The organism is Methanotorris igneus Kol 5, from assembly GCF_000214415.1.
GTDB classification, from domain to species: domain Archaea; phylum AGJL01; class Methanococci; order Methanococcales; family Methanococcaceae; genus Methanotorris; species Methanotorris igneus.
This window is the reverse complement of the sequence record NC_015562.1, coordinates 252777-273952: the sequence shown is the minus strand read 5'-3', so window position 1 is coordinate 273952 and position 21176 is coordinate 252777. Positions and strand designations below refer to the sequence as shown.

Genomic DNA, 21176 nt, shown 5'->3' with positions numbered 1-21176 from the left:
CCCTATTCATATATTTTGCATACAATTGGGTTTTTTAGAATTGATAAAACGTCATCTAAATCCTCTTTTTTACAAATGCAGAATACCGTATTACCCAACATTGCCTGAGAAGCTCCTATTGTAAATTTTAAGTCCTTACATATTTCCAATATATTATCGGATATAAGTCCAGTGGTTTTTGCAAAATACAAAGACAAATCCATAAAATTCTTTAAGGTTGGGTTTTTTAGAAGTTTTATTAGCAACTCATCAGAAGTTTTATTTATTTTTTCTATCCATTGAGGATTATTTATGATATTTTTTGTCTCCTTTTTCCCTAAAATCTCAACAACAACATAATAATCATCGATGTTATTAATTTTAACTTTTTCAACATTTATCGGAAATCCTGGCTTTTTTCTTATTACAAATCCTTTTGTATGTTGAGCGATTACATCCCCCAATCCAGTGCCACATTTAACTTCAGCGATGTGAGCTATTTTTACAGCTTCATTATTATAATTATTATCATCATATATTTTGTATGTGTCTATTATTTTAAATACCTCATGTGCTGTTCCTAAAGCACAACCTCCAGATGTTCCCAAACCACTACCTAGGGGAAAATCTGAAAAGTGCATGACATCATAAGAACCTCCAAAATTAAAGTAGTCCATGACTTCTCTTGTAGGACTCAAGTCAATTTTTTTATTATTAAAATATATATCTCCATTTCCTGGCTTAATTGTCGTGTGAACTCCTTTGTCTAGTGTAATCCCTGCTCCAGTAGAACCCGTTTTTAAAAAATCTCTATCTTTAAATATTTTAAAAAAACCCGTGATATGTGCTGGAACGAACATAATTATACCCCAAAAACATTTTGTGGATAGCATAGTCGTTTATGTGTGCCCTAATTAAAAAACATACAATTATACCTTATTTAAATTTTGCAAAAATAATACAAAATAGCCATATAAATTAATTTAAAATTGAGATTTACAAAAAATAAAAATAATTATCTGCCTGCAGCCCTATCTAAAACAATATCAACAATTCTATCGTCTGCTCCTAATGGTTCTCTATATATTATTTCTACATCATCTGGAATCTCTAACTTTTCATGTTCATGATGATGGTGGTGATGGTGATGATGCTCATGTTTGTGGTTATGATGATGTTCTCCATCATCCTCAATTAACCCCAATATCCTTGGAATATCTCTTTTTGTATGGTTTCCATGGGCTAAGAAAACAGGGACAACGATAATTTTTTTAGCCCCTTGTTCAATCGCCTTCTTAACTGCCTGTGGAATTGTTGGCTCATTGAATTCCATCATACCAACTTCAACAATAGGATAGATGTTTTTTGCCCTTATCTTTTCAGCGATTTTCTCAACGACCTCTTTACTGTATGGCAACCTACTACCATGCCCTACTAAAACCAACGCCTCCATACTACACCTCTCTAAATTTAGTTAATATGATTCGGTAATTTTTTCATAACTGTTATATATACTTTTTGTGTTTTGTATTAGATTAGGATTGATCTAATAAATTAAGCCTAAAACTTAAATTGATGAATGTTAGAGACGTTTAAACTTATTGATTCTATTTTATCATATGGAATAAAGACAATTGACGAGCGAAATTTGCTGTTTATGAAATTTTAGGTTAGTTTATAGTTGTTTGCCTTTACTTCTTCATTAAATTATATGGGTTAATTAACATTTATTTGGAATTTTACAATTGATTTTTGGCAAACAACTATAATAACACCAATGAGCTTATAGGTAATTTTTATACTTAAATATTAGTTCAGTTATCTTTCTTATATCTTTCCCCTGCGTTTTTGCCTCATTTAAATAAATTGCATAGAGTTGTTTAGTCATTATTCTTGGGCTACTCTTCCACATCTCAGCATGAATTAGCAAATCAAAACACCTTGCCTCACTTTCTGTTAGATTTAAATGTCTATATTCCCCCTCATGCCTCATAAATGTTGGATTCTCCTCTTTTGGGGTATTTAGAACTAACTTACATAGCTCAGTTGTTGGTATTGGCTCTGCAATTGAGACAAAGATGTCATCTAATTCAGCATCAACAATAAAGTCCTTTGTTAATAAATAATCCATTTCTGTCTCTGTTGGATAGCCAACAATAAAACTTCCACCAACTTTAACATCACAATCCTTTGCCAATTTTATTGCATCCATAATCTTTTTTGTGCTTACACCTTTTTTCATATCCCTTAATATCTTATCGCTCCCACTCTCAATCCCATAAAACACCCATCCAATGGTGTAGTTTTTTATTGCCCCTAATATGTCCTCATCAACGTAATCTACCCTCATATCCGGAACTGACAGGTTGTTTTTCCCAACAATTGAGGAAATTTTTTCCAATAACTCATAAAACTTATCTCTGTTTACTGATTTTTTGAAGTTGTATAAGCTTCCTGTTCCCCCACTTATTGCAATCCTCTTAACTCCTCTCTTTTTAAACTCCTTAACTTCCTCAACAACCAAATCAACGTCTCTACTCCTAATTTCCTTTCCAAAAAACTTAGGAACTTGGCAAAATGTGCAATTTCCTAAACATCCCCTATGTGTCTCAATATAAACATTTGCTCCCCTAATATTTTGGTTTGCGATATCCTTTGGAATTAAAGGCATTGGATGATTTAAGTCGGGCTTTTCTTTTGGATAGTTTACTACTATCTCATTCCCATCCCAGTATGCTAATCCCTCCGTGTCTCCCTCAACAATATTTGGAGTTGTTAATTCCCCTTCACCAACAATAACACCATCAACATTGAGTTCATTCAAAATTATCTCTGGATAAGAAGAAACGCATCCAGCAACATAAACCTTCGTTTTTCTTTTGCTACTTCTTATGAAGTTGACGATATTTTTTATATTCTCATCAATTATCTGTAAGGTTGAGTATAAACTCAAAATGACAACATCTGATTTTAAGAATAATGCATTGTTTGGTTTTCTTATTAAATGGACATTGTGTTTTTTGCTTAAAATCCCTCCAACAACCATTGAACCGTATGTATATACCTCCGGAGAGTATATTGTTATCCTCATCTATTTTCACCAATGAGGTAATTTTAATTTTTCATAATATTTTTGATGAAACTTTTTTAAAGTTTCGTGTAAACCCGGGAACATATTGTTATTCTCATAACCTCCCATTTTTTAATGATATTTAATGATATTTTAAAATATTTTTGAATTATTTAAAATATAAATATTGAAATATTTAAAATTTAGTATTTAATTTAGTATTATACACATGTATAATAGATGACATTCAATAATAATTGATATATTAAATATAAGCCATTAAGTCATTTATGATTATACTGTAATTTTTGATTATACTGCAATAAAGGTGATAGTGATGGTAATAAAAATGGAAGATGTAAATAAAAACTTTGTAAATGAGGTTATAGAAACTGGAAAACTTGTTCCTGGGGAAGAAATCGTTAAATCCATCAAAGCATGCTACCAATGTGGAACTTGTACAGGAAGCTGCCCAAGCGGTAGAAGAACAGCGTACAGAACAAGAAAAGTTCTCAGACAAGTTTTACTTGGATTGGATAGCGTTTTAGAAAGCGATGATATCTGGAGATGCACAACCTGCTATACATGCTATGAGAGATGCCCAAGAGATGTTAAAGTTACAGAAATTATTAAAACAGTAAGAAATCTTGCTGCTAAGAAAGGACACATGGCCCCTGCACATAAAAAGACAGCATCACTTGTTTTAAGGTTCGGTCATGCAGTTCCTGCAAACAAAGACACAGCAGAATTGAGAAAGTCAATTGGATTAGCAGAAAAAGCACCAATTGCACAATTTAGTGATAAAGATTTAGAAGAAATTAGAACACTTGTTAAAGAATTAGAGTTCGATAAGTTAATTGGATTCAACTGGGAAAAAATGGACTTAGAATAAAATAAATCTAATTAAAAGCTTATAATTCAAAATAATTTGGAAAATTAATTAAAATGAACAAAAAGCAAACAAACAAAATGGCATAATGGTGATATGATGAAATATGCATTTTTCTTAGGATGTATCATGCCAAACAGATATGCGGGAGTTGAAGCAGCAACAAGAACCGTAATGGAAAAACTTGGAGTTGAACTCATTTACATGCCAGGAGCTTCATGCTGTCCTGCACCAGGAGTATTTGGTTCATTCGACCAAAAAACATGGCTCACATTAGCAGCAAGAAACCTCTGCATTGCTGAAGAACTTGGGGTTGACATAATAACTGTTTGTAACGGATGTTATGGTTCATTATTTGAGGCAGCACACTTATTGCATGAAAACAAAGAGGCATTAGACTTTGTAAATGAAAAATTAGACAAAATTGGAAAACAATACAAAGGAACTGTTCACGTAAGGCACTTTGCAGAAGTAATTTACAAGGATATTGGTGTAGATAAGATTGCTGAGAACGTTGTAAGACCATTGAACATAAATGTTGGAGTCCACTACGGATGCCACTTCTTAAAACCAACAGATGTCAAGGGATTAGGTTCAGCAGAGAGACCAACAATGTTGGATGAGATCGTTGAGGCAACTGGGGCAAAATCCGTTGATTACAGAGACAAAATGATGTGCTGCGGAGCTGGAGGAGGAGTTAGGGCAAGAGAATTAACACTTGCATTAGATATGACAAAAGAAAAACTTGAAAATATGGTAAAAGCAGGGGCTGATTGTGTAGTTAACGTCTGTCCATTCTGCCACTTGCAATTTGATAGAGGGCAAATTGAGATAAAAGAGAAGTTTGGAGTTGAGTTTGGATTCCCTGTCTTGCACTTGAGCCAATTGTTAGGTTTAGCATTTGGAATGGAACCAAAAGATGTTGCATTGAATGTCCACTTTGTTCCAGTAGACCCATTATTGAAAAAACTTGGATTAGAATAAAATCGTTCATTTTTATATTTATTTTTATTTTTAATTTTTATTTTTATTTATTTTTATTTTGGACTAATATATTAATAAAAGCAAATAAACTAATATATAAATAAACACAAGCGCAATAGATACCAATAAATATCTGTTCTATAAAAAATTTAAAAAAATGAAAAATAAATAAAAATTTAAATGACGTATCTTGTGGGACATAAAAAGCAGAAAATTTAGCGAGATGGGAAAATGATTCAAATAACAGTTATCCAAATAGACAACTATGGACCATGGACAGTCACACCACACCCAAGGAGAGAGAGTGATTTACAGGCACTACAAGCAAGGTTGTATGCTGATTTAAACCTTATGTTTGGAATGCATAAAGGGCTCGTATTTTACACAAGATTCGACAACCTAATAGCAATAACAAATGGAATTGATTTACTAACTCACCAAAAAATCCAAGATAGCATAAAAAACAGGTATCCAATAACAATAAGCATGGTAATAGCATCAGCAGAAACTCCTTACAAAGCCCAAAAATTAGCAACAAAAAAACTTCAAGAACACGGCAGTGCTCAGGATGAAAGTAGGAGAGAGGTTTTAGATGTTGCAAATGAATTGGTTATGGACGGTTATGTTCAGTTAGCACATATTGATATAAACAACATCACCGAAAGATTGACAGATTTAGAATCTGCCTATGATACCTATATTAATGTTAATAAAGCCAAGTTGATGTTGATGGAAGAGTTGAAAAAATATGATGCGATGTTATTCTTTATTGGTGGGGACAACTTCATGTGCCCATGCAATGGGATGAGTGAAGATGATTTTTTAAATGTTTTTGAAAAAATAAAAGAAAAATGTGGAGTTGAATTAAAAGCAGGAATCGGTATCGGAAAAACAGCTGAAGATGCATCTAATTTGGCGGATATTGGATTAGAGCTCATAAGGGCAGGAAAAACAGGGAGGCAAGTTTGCACTTTAAAGCAGGAGGGGTGTGAGGTATTATCTTCAATTACCACCAAAACGACAAATTATAATAGATTGATTTAATTGAAAACATCTTTATGTGGCTAAAGATTTGTTAAAGTTAGATAAGGGATTTTTACTTATTTGGAACTTTAGCCTCATTTTTTGTTGTGCTAAATAGTGTCAAAGCCAACAATTTTGGTGGAATTCATGGGGAAGGATGAGAAGATTAAAAAAATTAAAAATTTGAATAAAAAAATAGTCCTCGCTCCAATGGCAGGGATAACAAATGGAGATTTTTGTAAAAGATTCAAAGGATTATTTGGAATTGTAACTATTGGAGCATATAGCTTAGATAAGGATTCATTAAATGCAAGCAGAGAGATTGTTAAAAGAGGTAGGGAAGAATTCATTTATAATTTGGACGATTTTGGGGATATTATTAGGGATGAGATAAAAAAAGCAAGGGAAAGTAATGCTTTAGTTTCCGTAAATGTTAGATTTAAAAATTTGGAAGAAAGTTTAGAAAGGCTAAAAATAATATCAAAACATGCCGATATCATTGAGTTAAATTGCCATTGCAGGCAAAAGGAAATAACTAATTTAGGTATAGGGCAGGAACTTTTAAAAAATAAGGAGTTGTTAAGGAGTTATCTCATTGGAATGGCAGATTTGAACGTTCCAATATTTTTGAAGGTGAGGGCCAATTTTGTCGGATTGGAGGAGCTGATAGAAACCTTAAACTATACAAGGGACTATTTTGATGGGATTCACATTGATTGTTTCAATCCAGGAAAAGATTATGCAGATTTGGAGGTATTAAAAGAGATAAGCAAAAATTTCTCCGATAAGATTATTATTGGAAACAACTCAGTAAAATCTATAGAAGATGCAAAAAATATGCTAAGATATGCTAATTTTGTGTCTGTTGCAAGATGTATTTTGAGGGGAGACATTGAGTGGATTAAAGAGTTTAATGCTATGGAAATGTAACTTAATTTTTTATAAACTATTTTTTATTTTTTATAAACACAAAGATTTAAATATTTAAATTTATATACTCTTAATGTATTTTTTAGACAGTATAAAAAATTGTTATATAAAAGAGTGTAGAGAACTGGGAATCCTACCAATGGAATAGTTCTTAATCTTTTTTTTATTTTTTTCTTTTATTTTTCCTTCAATATTTTTGATAAAATCCTTATTATATCTCCATCAGAAATTATACCTACCAATCTTCCTTCTTTATCAACAACAGGTAATTGGTTTATGATCTCTTTGCTGTCCCCATAAACATCCATCTTTTTTATTGCATCAACAATAGACTCTTCTGGTGTTATTGTTACTACATCTTTTGTCATAACATCTCCAACAGTAGTTTCAAGTGTATATTTATCAATAATTAAGTTGTATCCTATGTCAGTTGTTGTCATAATACCAACAACTTTTTTATTTTTATCAACCACTGGAAGGCAACTTATTTTATTTTTTAGGAGAATTTCGAAGGCTTCTATAACGTTATCTTCTGGTGATGCATATATAACATCAGTTGTCATAACATCTTTGACTTTTATGTTTTTTAGATCCTCCATTTTTTATTACCTCCACCCATTATCAGTTTAACAACATTTATTTTTAAATAACATTGCAGTATTATTTAAAATTTATTAAATGAATTGGGGGTATTATCATAGTTTTTATCGTCAATATAGAATGCAACGAACTTATTAAACGATAATCACAATTTTAGGAAGAGTTGAAGTTTATTATAGAATGCTCACAAAATAATACCATCATCTTCTAAAATTTTAAGTGAAATTTATTTTTTCATGAGAAATTACTAAAATTCATTCCCTTAAATTACTGTATGTTTGTAGGTGTGTATCCTTATTAATTATTTTTTTTAAGTTTTGATTTTGTTAGATTTTAATAATTTTCGAAAACCACATATAGTCGTTTGCGTTATAAATGGTTGAAGACCTAATTAAAATTAAAAAAAAGAATATGCTTTATTGAAATTTGATGATTTAACCTTATTTCAAAAATTTTATTGAAATAAATTTAAAATAAATACAAAAAGTTCCACAAACAACTATAAACCAAATATATATGACATCATACCCCATAGTATATCCAAGATCATAAAACGCAGATGGTGATTTTATGTTAAAAACTGTTATTTGTGGTATCGAGTTTAAAAATCCTGTATTTTTGGCGGCAGGAGTTATGGGAGAAACGGGAAGTGCTTTAAAAAGGATAGCAAAAAATGGAGCTGGAGCAGTATGTACAAAATCAGTTGGTTTGGAGAGAAAAGAAGGCCACAAAAATCCAACAATTGTTGAGGTAGAAGGAGGATTTTTAAACGCCATGGGCTTGCCAAACCCTGGAGTTGATGAATATGTTGAGGAAATTGAGAGAGTTAGGAATGATTTAAAAAGAATGAACGTAAGGATTATAGGATCAATTTATGGAAAGGATGAGAGGGAATTTGCTATTGTAGCAGAGAAAATTGAACCATACGTTGATATGATTGAATTAAACATCTCTTGCCCTCATGCAGGGGGCGGTTATGGAGCAACTATTGGGCAGAATCCAGATTTATCCTACAAAGTCGTTGAAAGTGTAAAAGATGCCGTAAAAATTCCTGTATTTGCAAAATTAACACCAAACGTAACAGACATAAAAGTAATAGCAAAGGCAGTTGTAGAGGCAGGGGCTGATGGGATAACAGCAATAAACACATTAGGCCCAGGAATGGTTATTGATATTGAAGCGAGGAAGCCAATATTAAGCAATAAATTTGGTGGAATGTCTGGAAAAGCGATAAAGCCAATAGCGGTAAAGATTGTCTATGATTTATATGAGACCGTTGATGTTCCAATAATTGGGGTTGGTGGTATAACCACTGGAAAAGATGCATTAGAATTTATAATGGCAGGAGCAAGTGCAGTCCAAGTAGGAACAGGTGTTTATTATAGGGGATATGATATATTCAGAAAAATATGCGAGGAGATGGAGGTGTTCTTAAAAGAGAAAAATGTAAAATTAAAGGATTTAGTTGGTTGTGCTCATGATTAATAAATTTATAGTCGTTTGCGGAATTTGTGTCATATTTAGACACAATAAATTTATAAAAAAATGATAAATTGAGTGTAAAATTTCAAATAACGTATAATTACGTTTTAATTTCATTGAAGTTTTTAACCATTATAACGTAAACGACTATATTCAACTTCAATCTTTTCCAATTCCTCTGTTAATTTTATAATCTCTATAACATTCATCTTTTATTATTTTAACATTTTTAATTATTCAAGTTCTTTTAGGATTTTTTCAATATCTGCTCTGAATGTTGGAAGTTCATTTTAATTATAAACCCAAGTTGTTTCATAATCAATTCCAAAGTATTTATGAATTAGAATATTTCTAAACCCGATAATTCTTTTCCAAGGTATCTGGGAATATTTGTCTCTTATATTTTCGGGAATATATTTTGACGCTTCCCCGATAATCTCTAAATTTCTTATAATTGCATCTTGTAAAAGTTCATTTTCAACAAATTCATCAAATTCAACATTTTTTGTCCATTTTTCTATTTTTTCAATGGATTTTAATATGTCCCAAAGAAACGCTTTAACGTCCCTCTTAGACATAAATTAAATCCTCCTCAATGGATTTTTTAATGTATGGGTTTTGGATTGAGTTTTTTGTAATTAAATCAACTTTAATGTTTAAAATCTCCTCTAAATAATCCCTTAAATCAACAATTTTTAAGCCGATTGGTTCGTAAAATTCAACTAAAATATCTATATCGCTTTTTTCTGTTTGCTCCCCTCTTGCATAACTGCCAAATATAGCAATAGATTTAACTTTGTATTTTTCTTTGAGTTCTTGTTTATGCTCCAAAAGGATTTTTTTAATTTCGTTTAGGGTTTTCATAATTCCACCATAATTTAAATTTCTTCCAATTCCTTCATTAATTTTATTGTTTCCTCAATTACATAAACAACCTTATAAATATGCTCTAATTCATCAATTGTTAATTTCTTCCCTTTTCTTCCTTTTAGGTATTTTTCTATAACTTTATAGCCACCAATTTTAAACTCCCAAACGTCTTCATCAATTCCTAATAAAATTGTTTCTTTGTTTATTTTAACTCCTTTTTTCTTTTTGTCATATTTTACATTTTCAACTTTTAGGTTTTCCCCTTCAATATCAATATCTGGGGTTGGGATGTTTTTCATTAAGTGGAGTTCAACCAACTTTTTCCCAATATCTTTGTATTTTTCAAAGATTTCTTTGTCATATAAAGGAATTCTTGGGAAATCAATTTTTAGGAATTCTTTGTATTTTTCCCTGTATTTTGGGTCATGTAAGATTGCATAAATGTAATAAAGGAAATCCTCTGGTGTTGCGTTGTATTTTTGTTTGATTAATTTTAGGATGTCTTTTTTAATGTTTGGAACTTTTTGAATTTCTTTGGTTATTTTGTTTTCAATGTATTGGTAGAGTGGGAAAATAACCCCCTGGTCTCCAACATAAGAAGACGTTATGCCTCTTTCAGTTATTTTATCGGTAATAAATACATGCCTAAACTCTGGCTGTGCCTGTCTTGATGCAACAAGTCCGATATTTTCTCCTAAAATGAAATGTTTCATAACATTATATCTTGGATAAGCAACAAATGAACGGGATTTATAAAAGAAATAAGTCCATCTAATATCAAATGGTCTATATAGAATTGGTTTAATCCTATGCTCTCTTATTTTATCCCAATCTCCATCAAATTTGTAAAAATCTTCTTTTAAATCCTCAATAACCTTTTTAAGTTTCCAATCTCTTGTGTCTTTTATATCATATTTTTTCCTTAATTCTTCTTCCCCTAAATTTAAAAAATCCTTTATTATTTTTTCTATATCTTCTGATGTATATGCAATTGCAACTTTATCTTTTTGTGTCTCAACTCCTGATGAATTAATTTCAAAAATTTCATCTAATTTCAAAAATTTATTATACTCTTCTTCCAAACTCAAATCCTTTGGAACAAAGAAATAATATGGTTCTTTTGGATTTATTTCTTTCCATTCAACGGTTTTAATTGTGTTATTTTCTAAAAATTTATATTTATCTTCTCTTTTGGTTAAACCAGCATCATGAACAACTGAGTAGTAATAAACCTTACAATCCTCTGCCTTATGTTTTCCCTCTCTTAATTTAACAAAAATACCTATACAAACGCCTTGTTGAATATCAAAGACATTCTCATCTTTTTCTCCTCTCCTAACATTCCCATGTAAATCTAAAATATAAATTTCATCAAATGTTTCCATTAAACTCTGCCTCATTCTCCTATGCACTAAACCATCTAAATAAGAGTTGTTTGTTATAAATCCAACAATTCCTTTTCCATTCTGTTCAATCTTCCATTGTGCAAATCTAATAAATTTAACATATTCATCCTGTAAAGCCCCCTTCTTTTTCTCTTTCTCAACTCCCAAACCAAATAAATAATCTTTCATCAACTCCTCTATCCATCCCTCGCTTGCTCTAACTTCATACGGGGGATTTCCAATAACTGCAAAGATATTAACCTCATTCTTAACCTTATCTGCTTCTTCCCTCTCCTTGTCCAAAATTCTTTCAAAAAGCCCAGAGTCCTTTGGATTCCTCATCAAATCCAAAGCATTTGTTAAATAAATGTTAAACCTCTCTTCCCCTCTCAAAGTTATATGCCAATTGTGTAAGAGCATAGATAACTTTAAATGAGATACCAAATAAGGTGATATTAAAATTTCAAACCCATAAATGTTCTTTAACAACCTCTCTTTTAAATAAGCTTGAAATAAAGTATGCTTAACATTCTTATGCACTCTTTCCAAAACAGTTGCTAAAAACGTCCCTGTCCCTGTTGCTGGGTCTAAAATCCTAACATTCTCATCATGCAATCTCTTTCCAAATCTATCTTTCAAAATCTCATCAACCGAATTAACTATAAACTCAACCACTGGCAAAGGTGTATAATAAACTCCTTTACTTTTCTTAAGCTCTGGATTATAACTTGCTAAAAAGTCCTCATAGAAGTGCAAAAACACATCCTCTTTTCCAACAATTTTAAAGCTCTCTTCTATCTTCTTAATATCAATGTTATTTAATATGGTTATTATCTCATCAACAATCCAATCCAAATAACTTGGCAAATCAGAAGCTATATGCTTAAAAATTTCATGGATAACCCTCAACGATTTAGGAATTCCTTTAAATACTACCCTTTCCTTTGTTAATTCTCCCTCAATATTAAACCTCGCCATGAACAAACCATAAACTATTGTTTGGGCATAGGCATCAGCAAACTCCTCTTTTTTCATATCACTTATTAAATGCTCTTTAAACGCCTCATATAAAGCTTTAATCCCTTCATTTTCATCCAAATTATTTAATATTGCATCCCTCAACAACCTTGCCCTCTTTGCTAAAAACTCAGCCAATTTTGATGGCTCTTTAATCTCTGGTGTTGATAGAGATAAAAATCTCTCAATCAATTTCTCAAACTTTTCAATATTTGCCTCAATTAAATTTAAATCATCATCTAAGATAACAACATCTTCAACTTTCTCTCCATTTTGATATAAAACAAATTCTTTATAGTTTGTTAAGATTAAGTTTTCTATATTATTTTTATATCTATTTAACTGCTCTTTATCCCTCTTTGGCAATCTATGCAAATCAACATCTATCTTTTTTGTTTCAACATACCCAATAATCTTTCCATTACCTTTTATTTTAAAATCTGGTGCTCCAAAATCTTCTCTCCCCGATTCGTGGATTATTTTAACATCATATTCTTTTATAATATCCCTTAAAAGCTCCTCCAAAGCATACCTAAAAGAATACTCACTAAACTCCCCCTCGTTATAAATTTCCTTGATTGTCTTTATGTAGTTTTTTAAAATCTCTTTCATAATATCCCAATAAAAAATATTTTTTGTCTCTATATTAAGTTATGATTAAGTTGTAAGTTAAATATTATAAAAAATAAAATTTTGAGTGATATATAAAATTTATAACTAAAATAAGTTTTTAAGATTATTGGATATTTAACGTCTTCTTAATCATGTCAATGTATTCCTTCTTTTTTGGAACTACTATAATTTTCTTTGAAGGTAACTTTATAGATGCCCTAAAGCCATGTTCTCTTGCTATATCAGTTATTTTTTTATTTAACTCATATAATTCATCCAGTAACTCTTCCGTTATTATTGTGTCCTCATCACAATACTGCATTGGACAGCCTTCTCTCCAAAATCCAATTTTATCTCCAACTTCATGGACTCTTTTTATATCAATACCATAGTATTCCTTAAGTTTTAGCACATCCTCATGAGCCAACCTTATTAAAGGTCTAAAGAACATCATTTTGTATTTTTTTGGAACTGGGGTTAGTTCCATCTTTTTATAAACAACTTTTCCATATTTTTCTCTTAGATAATCCATTATAGGTCCAGAGATTTTTTCCAATGCAGTATCTCCTGTCATTATTATCTTTGCTCCATGTTCTCTTGCGATATCAACAACCTTATCCTTCATTATATTCTTACATATTCTGCAAATACTACTTCCCTTAGCACCTATTGCCCTTCTTCTAAGTTCATCTGTAATATCATAGAATAAAATTGGAACATTAAATTTTTTTGCGATTCTCTCTGCTTCATTTTTTGCCAATTCCCAACTCCATTTATGGACAAAATGAACACATAAATGAACATTCAAACCCAAATCTTTTGCCAATGCCAAAGCTGTTGAACTGTCTTTTCCACCACTTAACATAACAACTATTTTCTCATCCTCTAAACCTTGCTCTTTGAAATTGTTTAAAATATCTTCCTTCAATTCTTCAAAATTGTTTAATTTTCTTTTTTCTTTTGTCCATTCTGAGAACTCCATTAAAATCACACCTATTAAATTTTTGTTTTGTTTTAAAATAACTATAAAATATGCCAAAATAGAATTTAAAAATTTAAATTCAAATATATAACAATGTTCACAATGTTAACTACATTCCTATATATTAACAAAATACTTATAAATAGTGAGAACAATAACAATTACGATTTTTAAAATATCTAATTTTCCTTTTTATCAAATTTTATCAAATAATTTTTACACGTGTGGGATTATGAAACTGGCAATTTTGTCAGACATACACTCAAACTTAGAGGCATTAGAGGCGGTTTTAAATGATATAGATAAACATGATATAGATAGGGTATTCTGCTTGGGGGATATTGTTGGGTATGGGGCAAATCCAAACGAATGCATAGAGATAATAAAAAAATTCCCAACTGTTGCTGGAAATCATGATTATGGAGTTATAGGGAAAGAGATGATAAGTTTTTTCAACACATTTGGGCAGATAGCGATTATCTATACCAAAGAAGTATTAAAAGAAGAAAATGCTGAATATTTAAAAAAACTTCCCCTAATAATTGAGGAAAAAATTGACGGCAAAAAAGTTATATTTTCCCATGCGTGCCCACAAAATCCAGATAGTTGGGAATACCTGTTTCCAGATTATGTTCCAGATTATGTTTTTAGTTATGAGGATGTTGTATTTGTTGGACATTCACATATTCCATTTGTATATTCAAAGAATAGAGGTTGTGTATTAACTCATGAAGGAAAAATTGAGTTAAATGAAAATGACAAATACGTTATAAACCCTGGAAGTGTTGGACAGCCAAGGGATGGGGTAAATAGGGCATCTTATGCTATTTTTGATACCGATGAGTATAGTGTTGAGATAAAAAGAATCCCATACGACATAATAAAAGCAGCAAATAAAATCTTAAATGTTGGATTACCAGAATATCTCGCGGAAAGGTTATTTTTGGGAAAATAAAATAAATTTTAAAAAATTACAAAAATTATAGGAATACCCCATAAGTTAGAATAATCTCAGCAACAATTATGAATAATGTTATTCCTATAACCTTCTCTGGCTCTATCCTTATTTTTGAGAGTGACTCATCCATATATCTTACTAATCCAGCACTTGTAGCAAGTCCTCTATCTTCTCTTTTGGACATAAAACCACCAGATATTTTTATTTACTTAATTCCTAAGCTTTTTTATTATTTAAATTTTTTCATCTTTCTCTTGTATTTCCATCCCACAATGGTCTGATTTTAACAGTTGGGAATTTTCCTTATTTCACGTGAAATATTTGTTATACGTCTCTCCCCATATAAACCTTTCGTCTCGGATCTATAATGTGAGTTATATTTATAAAGATGTACGACTTTTAGTTATATTTGTGTGCGTTAGAAAGGTTTTTGGCAAAACCGAAGGTTTTGCCGTATATCATTTCCGCACACAACTATAATTTTTCTAAACATAATAAGGGGGGAATTATGAAGATTACATTCAGAGGAGCGGCAATGGAAGTTGGAAGAAGTTGCATAGAAATTGATAGCGGAGAAAGTAAAATTTTATTGGACTGTGGTGTTAAATTAACGGGGGAGGGCCCCAAATACCCAATATTGGACAATATTAAAGTCGATGGTGTATTTGTGTCCCACGCTCATTTGGACCACGTTGGGGCATTGCCAATTTTAACACATAACCAGATAAATGCACCAATACATTCAACACCATTAACAAAAGAAATTACAAAGGTGTTGTTGAAAGATTCATTAAAAATAGAGATGGTTGAACATATAAGCCCCAAGTTTAACATGCATGACATAAAGAAATGTATTAATTTGCATATTCCAACATACTACAACAAAAGAAGAGTTTTTAAGGATTTTGTTTATGAATATTTTGATGCTGGGCATATTCCTGGGAGTGCATCGATACTGTTAGATTATGGCAATAAAAAAATTCTTTACACTGGAGATATAAAGGTTAGAGATACAAGATTGGTTAAAGGAGCTGATTTAAGTTATGCAAATGAAGATATAGATGTTTTAATCATTGAATCAACTTACGGCAACTCAATCCATCCAGATAGAGAAATGACAGAAAAAAGATTCCTACAAAAAATAAAAGAAACAATCAATAGGGGAGGAGTTGCATTAATTCCAGTGTTTGCAGTAAATAGGGCTCAAGAAATCCTTCTAATTTTGGCGGAGGAGAAGTTTGATGTTCCAATATTTGTTGATGGCATGGCAATTGAGATTACCGAAATTATGCTTAGGCATTCAGAATATTTAAGGGATGCAAAAAAATTAGAAAAAGCATATAGCAGGGTTTATGTAGTTAAATCGAGAGATGAAAGAGAAAAAGTTATAGAATACCTAAAAGAAAATGGGGGAATTGTTGTAACAACAGCCGGAATGCTTGATGGGGGACCTATTCTGCATTATTTATCTGAGATGTGGGATAATCCAGAAAACTCATTAATATTAACTGGGTATCAAGTAGAAGATACAAACGGTAGATATTTAATTGAAACAGGATATTTAATAATAAATGGGCAAGAAATTAAACCAAAATTAGAGGTTACATTATTCGATTTTTCAGCGCATGCGGGAATGGACGAACTCCACGAATTTGTGAATAAAGTTAATCCAGAAACACTCATAATTCAGCATGGGGATGAACTTGAAGTTTTAACATTCAAAAAATGGGCAATTGAAAAAGGATTCAATGTATATACTCCAAAGTTGGGGGAGGTAATAAGGATTTAAATTTATAGTAATGCATAAAAAATAAGTTAGGTGATCTTATGAAAGAGTATTTTGAAGAAAGTGCAAAGGTTAAGTTAAAATTTATTGAAGAAAATGAAGAAAATTTAAGAAAATCCATTGAAATAATAGCAGAAGTATTAAAAAATGGTAATAAAATCTTAATTTGTGGAAATGGGGGTAGTGCGGCAGATGCTCAGCACTTTGCCGCTGAGATTGTGGGAAGGTTCAAGTTGGAAAGAAAAGGATTGCCTGCAATTGCATTAACAACAGACACATCTATTTTAACAGCAATTGGAAATGATTATGGGTTTGAGATGATTTTTGAGAGACAAGTTGAGGCATTGGGTAAAAAGGGTGATGTTTTAGTTGGAATATCTACAAGTGGGAACTCAAAGAATGTTATAAGAGCAGTCAATAAAGCCAAAGAAATGGGCATTTATACAATTGGTTTATTGGGAAAAGGAGGGGGTAAGTTAAAGGATATTGTTGATTTAGCATTGGTAGTTCCATCTAATGATACAGCAAGGATACAAGAATGCCATTTAACAATATACCATGTGATTTGTGAAGAGGTTGAGAAAAGATTGTTTGTGTAGAGGTTAAATTATTTATTTAATGACAAATATAAATATTTTGGAAATAAGGGATAATATGATAATTAAAAATAGAACATTGTTGAAAGACATAATTAAAGAGTTAAAAAGCCAAAATTTAAAAATAGTCTTTACAAATGGATGTTTTGATATAATTCATAGGGGGCATGTAGAGTATTTAAATAAAGCAAAAAAATTAGGAGATGTTTTGATAGTAGGAATAAATTCAGATGAATCTATTAAAAAAATAAAAGGAGAAAAACGCCCTATAATCCCACTATACTCAAGGGCTTATGTTTTAGATAATTTAAAACCAGTAGATTTTGTAGTTCCTTTTGATGAAGATAGCCCAATTGAATTGATAAAAATAATAAAACCCCACATCCATGTAAAAGGTGGGGATTACAAAGAGGAAGATTTACCAGAGGCAGAGGTTGTTAAAAGTTACGGTGGGGAAGTAAAAATAATCCCACTAATTGAGGGTTTTTCAACAACAAATATAATAGAATGGATCTTAGAAAAATATAGGTGAAAGGATGATAGTGGTTTTAGGAGAGGTGATGCTCGATAAATACACATATGGAAAGGTTGAGAGAATAAACCCTGAAGCACCAGTTCCAGTGTTAAATGCGGTTGAAGAAAAATATACACTTGGAGGAGCAGGAAACGTTGCAAATAATATCGCCTCTTTAAAGCATGATGTATTTTTAATAAGCATTACCAATAGAGATGAATTTGGGAAGTGTATTGAAAAACTGTGTAATGAAAACGGCATCAAGTATTATTTTGTATCAGATGGGAGGCCCACAATAGTGAAGCATAGATTTGTGGCTATCGGATACAACCAACAACTTCTTAGGGTGGATTATGAAAAAATATATCCAATAAATGAAGAAATTTCAAACAAGATTTTAGATAAAATTAAAAGACTCAACAGTAAATCAAATATATTGATAATTTCCGATTATGCAAAAGGCCTCATAACAAAAGAACTTATGGAAAAAATTAAAAAAGAATTTAAAGGTAAGATTTTAGTTGACCCTAAACCTAAAAACATAGAATTTTATAAAGATGTCTATTTAATAAAACCAAATCTAAAAGAGACTTCCCAAATTATTGGAAGAGAGATAGAAAACAAAGATGATGAATTGGAGAAGATAGGTTTGGAGTTGGTTGAGGAATTTAACTCAAATTTCGTCATCACAAGAAGTGAAAAGGGTTCTACATTGGTAACTCTTAATGGAGAAGTCTACCACATCTCTACAAAGGTTAAAGAAGTTCATGATGTTTCGGGGGCAGGAGATACATTTATTGCTGTTTTGGCTTATGCTTTAGACAAAGGTTATGATTTAGTTGATGCGGTTAAATTGGCAAATAAAGCAAGTTCAATTGTTGTTGGAAAGGTTGGAACTGCAACAGTTAGCTTAGATGAGTTGTTTGGCAAGTTTAGTGAAAATAACAAGATGGAAACATGAGCTCAGCAACATCTGTTGATGAGTTATTGGTTAGAATCCAGAAATTGGAAAAAGAAGTTGAAAAATTAAAAGAAAAAAATGATGCAGAATCAAAAGAAATAGCGATAAGTATAGCGAGAGAGGAGGTTAAACATCAATCATCAATAATAAAGAACGAAGTAAGGGATGAATTAAGAAAAGAATTGGCAACAAAAGAAGATATACTGCTTGTTGAAGGGAAATTAAGTGGAGAAATAAAAACAATGGAGGAACGATTGGAGATAAAGATGGCATTGCTTGAAAAAAAGATAGGCTTGACAAACCAAAAAATGGACTATTGGGTTAAAATATTAATAATATTAATTATAATATCTCCATTTATTCCCGAAGTATTAAAAAACATAGGATTACTATTAAGATGAAAATAAATAATGGGAAAATTATGAACAATAATAAGGCAATATTCCTTGATAGGGATGGGGTTATCAATAAAAGATTAATTGGGGATTACGTTAAAAAAATAGAGGAGTTTGAATTACTACCAAAAGTTAGAGAAGCGTTAATTGAATTTAAAAAGATGGGCTATTTGTTAATAGTTATAACCAATCAGCAAGGGATTGCTAAGGGCATTATGACAGAGGAAGATTTAAAAGTTGTTCATGATTATATGCTTAAGTTATTGCCTGAAATTGATGATATCTTTTATTGCCCTCATTTGGATGGGACTTGTAACTGCAGAAAACCAAAGAATGGCATGCTTTTAAAAGCCAAGGAAAAATGGAATATTGACTTTAGTAGGAGTTGGATGATTGGAGACAGTGAGAGTGATATAATTTGTGGAAAGAGTGTTGGGTGTAAAACAATAAGGATTTTATATGATAATGAAAAAACTGAGGCTGATTTTATTGCAAAAGATTTATATGGCTGTGTTGAGGTAATAAAGGAAAAAACCTATAAAATTTAGAGCCCATATAACGTAAATGAAGTTAAATATGTGAAAAAATATAAAAATTAGAGAATTAAAGTTTTAAAATTGCAGAAAAATAAATCTAAAAATAGATGTTAGATTTTTCAATAATTTTTCATTTTTTTCAGCGCATGCGGGAATGGACGAACTCCACGAATTTGTGAATAAAGTTAATCCAGAAACACTCATAATTCAGCATGGGGATGAACTTGAAGTTTTAACATTCAAAAAATGGGCAATTGAAAAAGGATTCAATGTATATACTCCAAAGTTGGGGGAGGTAATAAGGATTTAAAACAAAAAAATAAAAATTTAAAAAATAATGGAGCATTATTAACACAAAACTAATTGGAAAATTATTTTAATTAATTAAAAATATAAGGGGGAAATATGAAAAAGATTAAATTAATAATCTTCCCTGGTTATTATTTACCACATATTGGTGGATTAGAAACCCATGTTGATGAATTTGTAAAATACCTTTCCAAAGATAAGAATTTTGACATAACAATCTTTGCTCCTAACATTCCAAAATCTAAAGAGTTTGAAGTAAAATATAATAATGTTAAAATAATAAGATATCCTGCTTTTGAAATAATTCCCAACTATCCTGTTCCAAATATGCTATCTCCAAAATTTTGGAAACTTTTTTTTAACCTTTATAAGATAGACTTTGATATAGTAATGACAAGAACCCGATTTTTTTCAAATACACTTTTGGGGTTTCTCTTTGCAAAATTAAGGTTTAATAAAAAGATTTTAATCCATGTAGAACATGGAAGTGCATTCATTAAAGTGCAAAATGAAATAACAAATAAACTATCTTACTTATATGATAAAACTATAGGAAAACTTATTTTTAAGAAGAGTGATTATGTAATTGCCATATCAAAAGCTGTTAAAGAATTTATATTAAACAACTTTATTAAAAGGGAGATCCCAATAATTTATAGAGGAATTGAATTTGAGAAAATAGAAAAAATAAAGGAGAATGAAGAAATTAAAAATAAGTTTAAAGGCAAATTAAAACTCTGCTTTGTTGGCAGACTTTACAAATGGAAAGGAGTTGAAAATATAATAAAAGCTTATAAAATACTCCCCGAAAATATTAAAAAAGATGCCGTCTTAATTATTGTTGGATATGGGGAAGATTTAGAAAGATTAAAAAAATTAGCTAATGAATATTTAAATAATGGCATCTACTTCTTAGGAAAAAAAGATTTTGAAGAAGCCATAGGCATATTAAAAGTTTGTGATATCTATATCCATTCTGCTTATCCTGGAGGTGGTTTATCAACTTCTCTCTTAGAAGCTATGGTGTGTGGAAGGGCCATCGTAGCAAGCCCCTATGAAGGAGGAGATGAAGTTATTATTGATGAAAAAACAGGTATTTTGTTGGAAGATAATAACCCCGAAGAAATTAAGAAAGGAATAATTAAATTAATTGAAAATAAAGAATTAATAAAAATTTATGGTGAAAACGCTAAAAAATTTGTCAAAGAGAATTTTAGTTGGGATAAAGCTATTGAGAAATATAAGGAGATTTTTAAGGAATTGTTGAAAAAATAAAAATAAATATTATCGGGGTTGGG

General features: G+C 30.8%; 23 protein-coding genes. 14 read left to right on the top strand and 9 right to left on the bottom strand.

Features of this window, described 5'->3' with window-relative positions:
- Positions 1-2 precede the first annotated feature (2 nt).
- The 3 genes from METIG_RS01320 to METIG_RS01310 all read right to left on the bottom strand — a co-directional run bounded on the left by METIG_RS01320 (position 3) and on the right by METIG_RS01310 (position 3070).
- The gene (locus METIG_RS01320; RefSeq protein WP_013798435.1) at positions 3-839 is read right to left on the bottom strand and encodes a pantoate kinase; all 837 of its coding nucleotides are present in this window, start codon (positions 837-839) and stop codon (positions 3-5) included.
- Positions 840-994: 155 nt separating this feature from the next.
- Complete coding sequence (cfbA, locus tag METIG_RS01315) at positions 995-1432, bottom strand: sirohydrochlorin nickelochelatase (protein WP_013798434.1); 438 nt, start codon at positions 1430-1432, stop codon at positions 995-997.
- A gap of 330 nt (positions 1433-1762) precedes the next feature.
- Positions 1763-3070, bottom strand: coding sequence for a methyl-coenzyme M reductase glutamine C-methyltransferase (locus METIG_RS01310; RefSeq protein ID WP_013798433.1), 1308 nt, complete (start codon positions 3068-3070; stop codon positions 1763-1765).
- 313 nt (positions 3071-3383) lie between these two features.
- Between METIG_RS01310 and hdrC the strand changes: the two genes are divergently transcribed.
- From hdrC to METIG_RS01290, 4 genes are all read left to right on the top strand, one after another.
- On the top strand, positions 3384-3941 hold the full coding sequence (gene hdrC, locus METIG_RS01305; protein WP_083809479.1) for a CoB--CoM heterodisulfide reductase subunit C: 558 nt from the start codon (positions 3384-3386) through the stop codon (positions 3939-3941).
- A 96-nt stretch (positions 3942-4037) separates the two neighbouring features.
- Entirely contained in the window at positions 4038-4922 is an 885-nt protein-coding gene (hdrB, locus tag METIG_RS01300) for a CoB--CoM heterodisulfide reductase subunit B (RefSeq protein WP_048055480.1), read from the top strand.
- A 231-nt stretch (positions 4923-5153) separates the two neighbouring features.
- The gene (locus METIG_RS01295; protein ID WP_013798430.1) at positions 5154-5966 is read left to right on the top strand and encodes a GTP cyclohydrolase III; all 813 of its coding nucleotides are present in this window, start codon (positions 5154-5156) and stop codon (positions 5964-5966) included.
- Between the two features lie 126 nt (positions 5967-6092).
- Entirely contained in the window at positions 6093-6875 is a 783-nt protein-coding gene (locus METIG_RS01290) for an MJ0144 family RNA dihydrouridine synthase-like protein (RefSeq protein WP_013798429.1), read from the top strand.
- A 176-nt stretch (positions 6876-7051) separates the two neighbouring features.
- Here the strand turns inward: METIG_RS01290 and METIG_RS01285 are convergent, their stop codons facing one another.
- Positions 7052-7474 carry a CBS domain-containing protein gene (locus METIG_RS01285; protein WP_013798428.1) on the bottom strand — a complete coding sequence of 141 codons (423 nt, stop codon included), beginning with the start codon at positions 7472-7474 and terminating at the stop codon, positions 7052-7054.
- 571 nt (positions 7475-8045) lie between these two features.
- Here METIG_RS01285 and METIG_RS01280 point away from each other — a divergent pair.
- On the top strand, positions 8046-8960 hold the full coding sequence (locus tag METIG_RS01280; RefSeq protein WP_013798427.1) for a dihydroorotate dehydrogenase: 915 nt from the start codon (positions 8046-8048) through the stop codon (positions 8958-8960).
- 287 nt (positions 8961-9247) lie between these two features.
- On the opposite strand, the gene METIG_RS01275 is transcribed toward METIG_RS01280, so the two are convergent.
- From METIG_RS01275 to METIG_RS01260, 4 genes are all read right to left on the bottom strand, one after another.
- Positions 9248-9535 carry a HepT-like ribonuclease domain-containing protein gene (locus METIG_RS01275; RefSeq protein ID WP_013798426.1) on the bottom strand — a complete coding sequence of 96 codons (288 nt, stop codon included), beginning with the start codon at positions 9533-9535 and terminating at the stop codon, positions 9248-9250.
- A complete protein-coding gene (locus METIG_RS01270; RefSeq protein ID WP_013798425.1) occupies positions 9528-9821 on the bottom strand; it encodes a nucleotidyltransferase family protein in 294 nt (97 codons plus the stop codon). Before METIG_RS01270 ends, METIG_RS01275 begins: the two co-directional genes overlap by 8 nt.
- Before the next feature lie 14 nt (positions 9822-9835).
- On the bottom strand, positions 9836-12841 hold the full coding sequence (locus tag METIG_RS01265; RefSeq protein ID WP_013798424.1) for a type ISP restriction/modification enzyme: 3006 nt from the start codon (positions 12839-12841) through the stop codon (positions 9836-9838).
- A gap of 124 nt (positions 12842-12965) precedes the next feature.
- Positions 12966-13823 (bottom strand): 7-cyano-7-deazaguanine synthase, encoded by an 858-nt coding sequence (locus METIG_RS01260; protein WP_013798423.1) that lies wholly within the window; start codon positions 13821-13823, stop codon positions 12966-12968.
- Between the two features lie 232 nt (positions 13824-14055).
- Between METIG_RS01260 and METIG_RS01255 the strand changes: the two genes are divergently transcribed.
- Positions 14056-14778: a metallophosphoesterase family protein gene (locus METIG_RS01255; RefSeq protein WP_013798422.1), complete on the top strand. Its 723-nt coding sequence runs from the start codon at positions 14056-14058 to the stop codon at positions 14776-14778.
- A gap of 25 nt (positions 14779-14803) precedes the next feature.
- Here the strand turns inward: METIG_RS01255 and METIG_RS01250 are convergent, their stop codons facing one another.
- Positions 14804-14965: a preprotein translocase subunit Sec61beta gene (locus tag METIG_RS01250; protein WP_013798421.1), complete on the bottom strand. Its 162-nt coding sequence runs from the start codon at positions 14963-14965 to the stop codon at positions 14804-14806.
- Positions 14966-15289: 324 nt separating this feature from the next.
- On the opposite strand from METIG_RS01250, the gene METIG_RS01245 reads away from it, so the two are divergent.
- The 8 genes from METIG_RS01245 (at position 15290) to METIG_RS01215 (ending at position 21153) form a co-directional block, all read left to right on the top strand.
- Positions 15290-16570: an MBL fold metallo-hydrolase gene (locus METIG_RS01245; protein WP_013798420.1), complete on the top strand. Its 1281-nt coding sequence runs from the start codon at positions 15290-15292 to the stop codon at positions 16568-16570.
- A gap of 38 nt (positions 16571-16608) precedes the next feature.
- Positions 16609-17166 (top strand): D-sedoheptulose 7-phosphate isomerase, encoded by a 558-nt coding sequence (gene gmhA, locus METIG_RS01240; RefSeq protein WP_013798419.1) that lies wholly within the window; start codon positions 16609-16611, stop codon positions 17164-17166.
- Between the two features lie 55 nt (positions 17167-17221).
- On the top strand, positions 17222-17695 hold the full coding sequence (rfaE2, locus tag METIG_RS01235; protein ID WP_048055479.1) for a D-glycero-beta-D-manno-heptose 1-phosphate adenylyltransferase: 474 nt from the start codon (positions 17222-17224) through the stop codon (positions 17693-17695).
- 4 nt (positions 17696-17699) lie between these two features.
- A complete protein-coding gene (locus tag METIG_RS01230) occupies positions 17700-18638 on the top strand; it encodes a bifunctional heptose 7-phosphate kinase/heptose 1-phosphate adenyltransferase (protein ID WP_013798417.1) in 939 nt (312 codons plus the stop codon).
- Positions 18635-19039, top strand: a complete 405-nt coding sequence (locus tag METIG_RS01225) for a hypothetical protein (RefSeq protein WP_013798416.1) — start codon at positions 18635-18637, stop codon at positions 19037-19039. Before METIG_RS01230 ends, METIG_RS01225 begins: the two co-directional genes overlap by 4 nt.
- A 20-nt stretch (positions 19040-19059) precedes the next feature.
- Positions 19060-19581, top strand: coding sequence for a D-glycero-alpha-D-manno-heptose-1,7-bisphosphate 7-phosphatase (locus METIG_RS01220; RefSeq protein WP_048055478.1), 522 nt, complete (start codon positions 19060-19062; stop codon positions 19579-19581).
- Between the two features lie 79 nt (positions 19582-19660).
- Positions 19661-19879: an MBL fold metallo-hydrolase RNA specificity domain-containing protein gene (locus tag METIG_RS09165; protein WP_394295227.1), complete on the top strand. Its 219-nt coding sequence runs from the start codon at positions 19661-19663 to the stop codon at positions 19877-19879.
- 95 nt (positions 19880-19974) lie between these two features.
- Positions 19975-21153, top strand: coding sequence for a glycosyltransferase family 4 protein (locus METIG_RS01215; protein ID WP_013798414.1), 1179 nt, complete (start codon positions 19975-19977; stop codon positions 21151-21153).
- Positions 21154-21176 lie beyond the last annotated feature (23 nt).

Bases quoted from the DNA above. Each gene is read 5' to 3' on its own strand.
- METIG_RS01320 (WP_013798435.1), bottom strand. From the start codon at position 839: ATGTTCGTTCCAGCACATATCACGGGTTTTTTTAAAATATTTAAAGAT.
- cfbA (WP_013798434.1), bottom strand. From the start codon at position 1,432: ATGGAGGCGTTGGTTTTAGTAGGGCATGGTAGTAGGTTGCCATACAGT.
- METIG_RS01310 (WP_013798433.1), bottom strand. From the start codon at position 3,070: ATGAGGATAACAATATACTCTCCGGAGGTATATACATACGGTTCAATG.
- hdrB (WP_048055480.1), top strand. From the start codon at position 4,038: ATGAAATATGCATTTTTCTTAGGATGTATCATGCCAAACAGATATGCG.
- METIG_RS01295 (WP_013798430.1), top strand. From the start codon at position 5,154: ATGATTCAAATAACAGTTATCCAAATAGACAACTATGGACCATGGACA.
- METIG_RS01290 (WP_013798429.1), top strand. From the start codon at position 6,093: ATGGGGAAGGATGAGAAGATTAAAAAAATTAAAAATTTGAATAAAAAA.
- METIG_RS01285 (WP_013798428.1), bottom strand. From the start codon at position 7,474: ATGGAGGATCTAAAAAACATAAAAGTCAAAGATGTTATGACAACTGAT.
- METIG_RS01280 (WP_013798427.1), top strand. From the start codon at position 8,046: ATGTTAAAAACTGTTATTTGTGGTATCGAGTTTAAAAATCCTGTATTT.
- METIG_RS01275 (WP_013798426.1), bottom strand. From the start codon at position 9,535: ATGTCTAAGAGGGACGTTAAAGCGTTTCTTTGGGACATATTAAAATCC.
- METIG_RS01270 (WP_013798425.1), bottom strand. From the start codon at position 9,821: ATGAAAACCCTAAACGAAATTAAAAAAATCCTTTTGGAGCATAAACAA.
- METIG_RS01265 (WP_013798424.1), bottom strand. From the start codon at position 12,841: ATGAAAGAGATTTTAAAAAACTACATAAAGACAATCAAGGAAATTTAT.
- METIG_RS01260 (WP_013798423.1), bottom strand. From the start codon at position 13,823: ATGGAGTTCTCAGAATGGACAAAAGAAAAAAGAAAATTAAACAATTTT.
- METIG_RS01255 (WP_013798422.1), top strand. From the start codon at position 14,056: ATGAAACTGGCAATTTTGTCAGACATACACTCAAACTTAGAGGCATTA.
- METIG_RS01250 (WP_013798421.1), bottom strand. From the start codon at position 14,965: ATGTCCAAAAGAGAAGATAGAGGACTTGCTACAAGTGCTGGATTAGTA.
- METIG_RS01245 (WP_013798420.1), top strand. From the start codon at position 15,290: ATGAAGATTACATTCAGAGGAGCGGCAATGGAAGTTGGAAGAAGTTGC.
- gmhA (WP_013798419.1), top strand. From the start codon at position 16,609: ATGAAAGAGTATTTTGAAGAAAGTGCAAAGGTTAAGTTAAAATTTATT.
- rfaE2 (WP_048055479.1), top strand. From the start codon at position 17,222: ATGATAATTAAAAATAGAACATTGTTGAAAGACATAATTAAAGAGTTA.
- METIG_RS01230 (WP_013798417.1), top strand. From the start codon at position 17,700: ATGATAGTGGTTTTAGGAGAGGTGATGCTCGATAAATACACATATGGA.
- METIG_RS01225 (WP_013798416.1), top strand. From the start codon at position 18,635: ATGAGCTCAGCAACATCTGTTGATGAGTTATTGGTTAGAATCCAGAAA.
- METIG_RS01220 (WP_048055478.1), top strand. From the start codon at position 19,060: ATGAACAATAATAAGGCAATATTCCTTGATAGGGATGGGGTTATCAAT.
- METIG_RS01215 (WP_013798414.1), top strand. From the start codon at position 19,975: ATGAAAAAGATTAAATTAATAATCTTCCCTGGTTATTATTTACCACAT.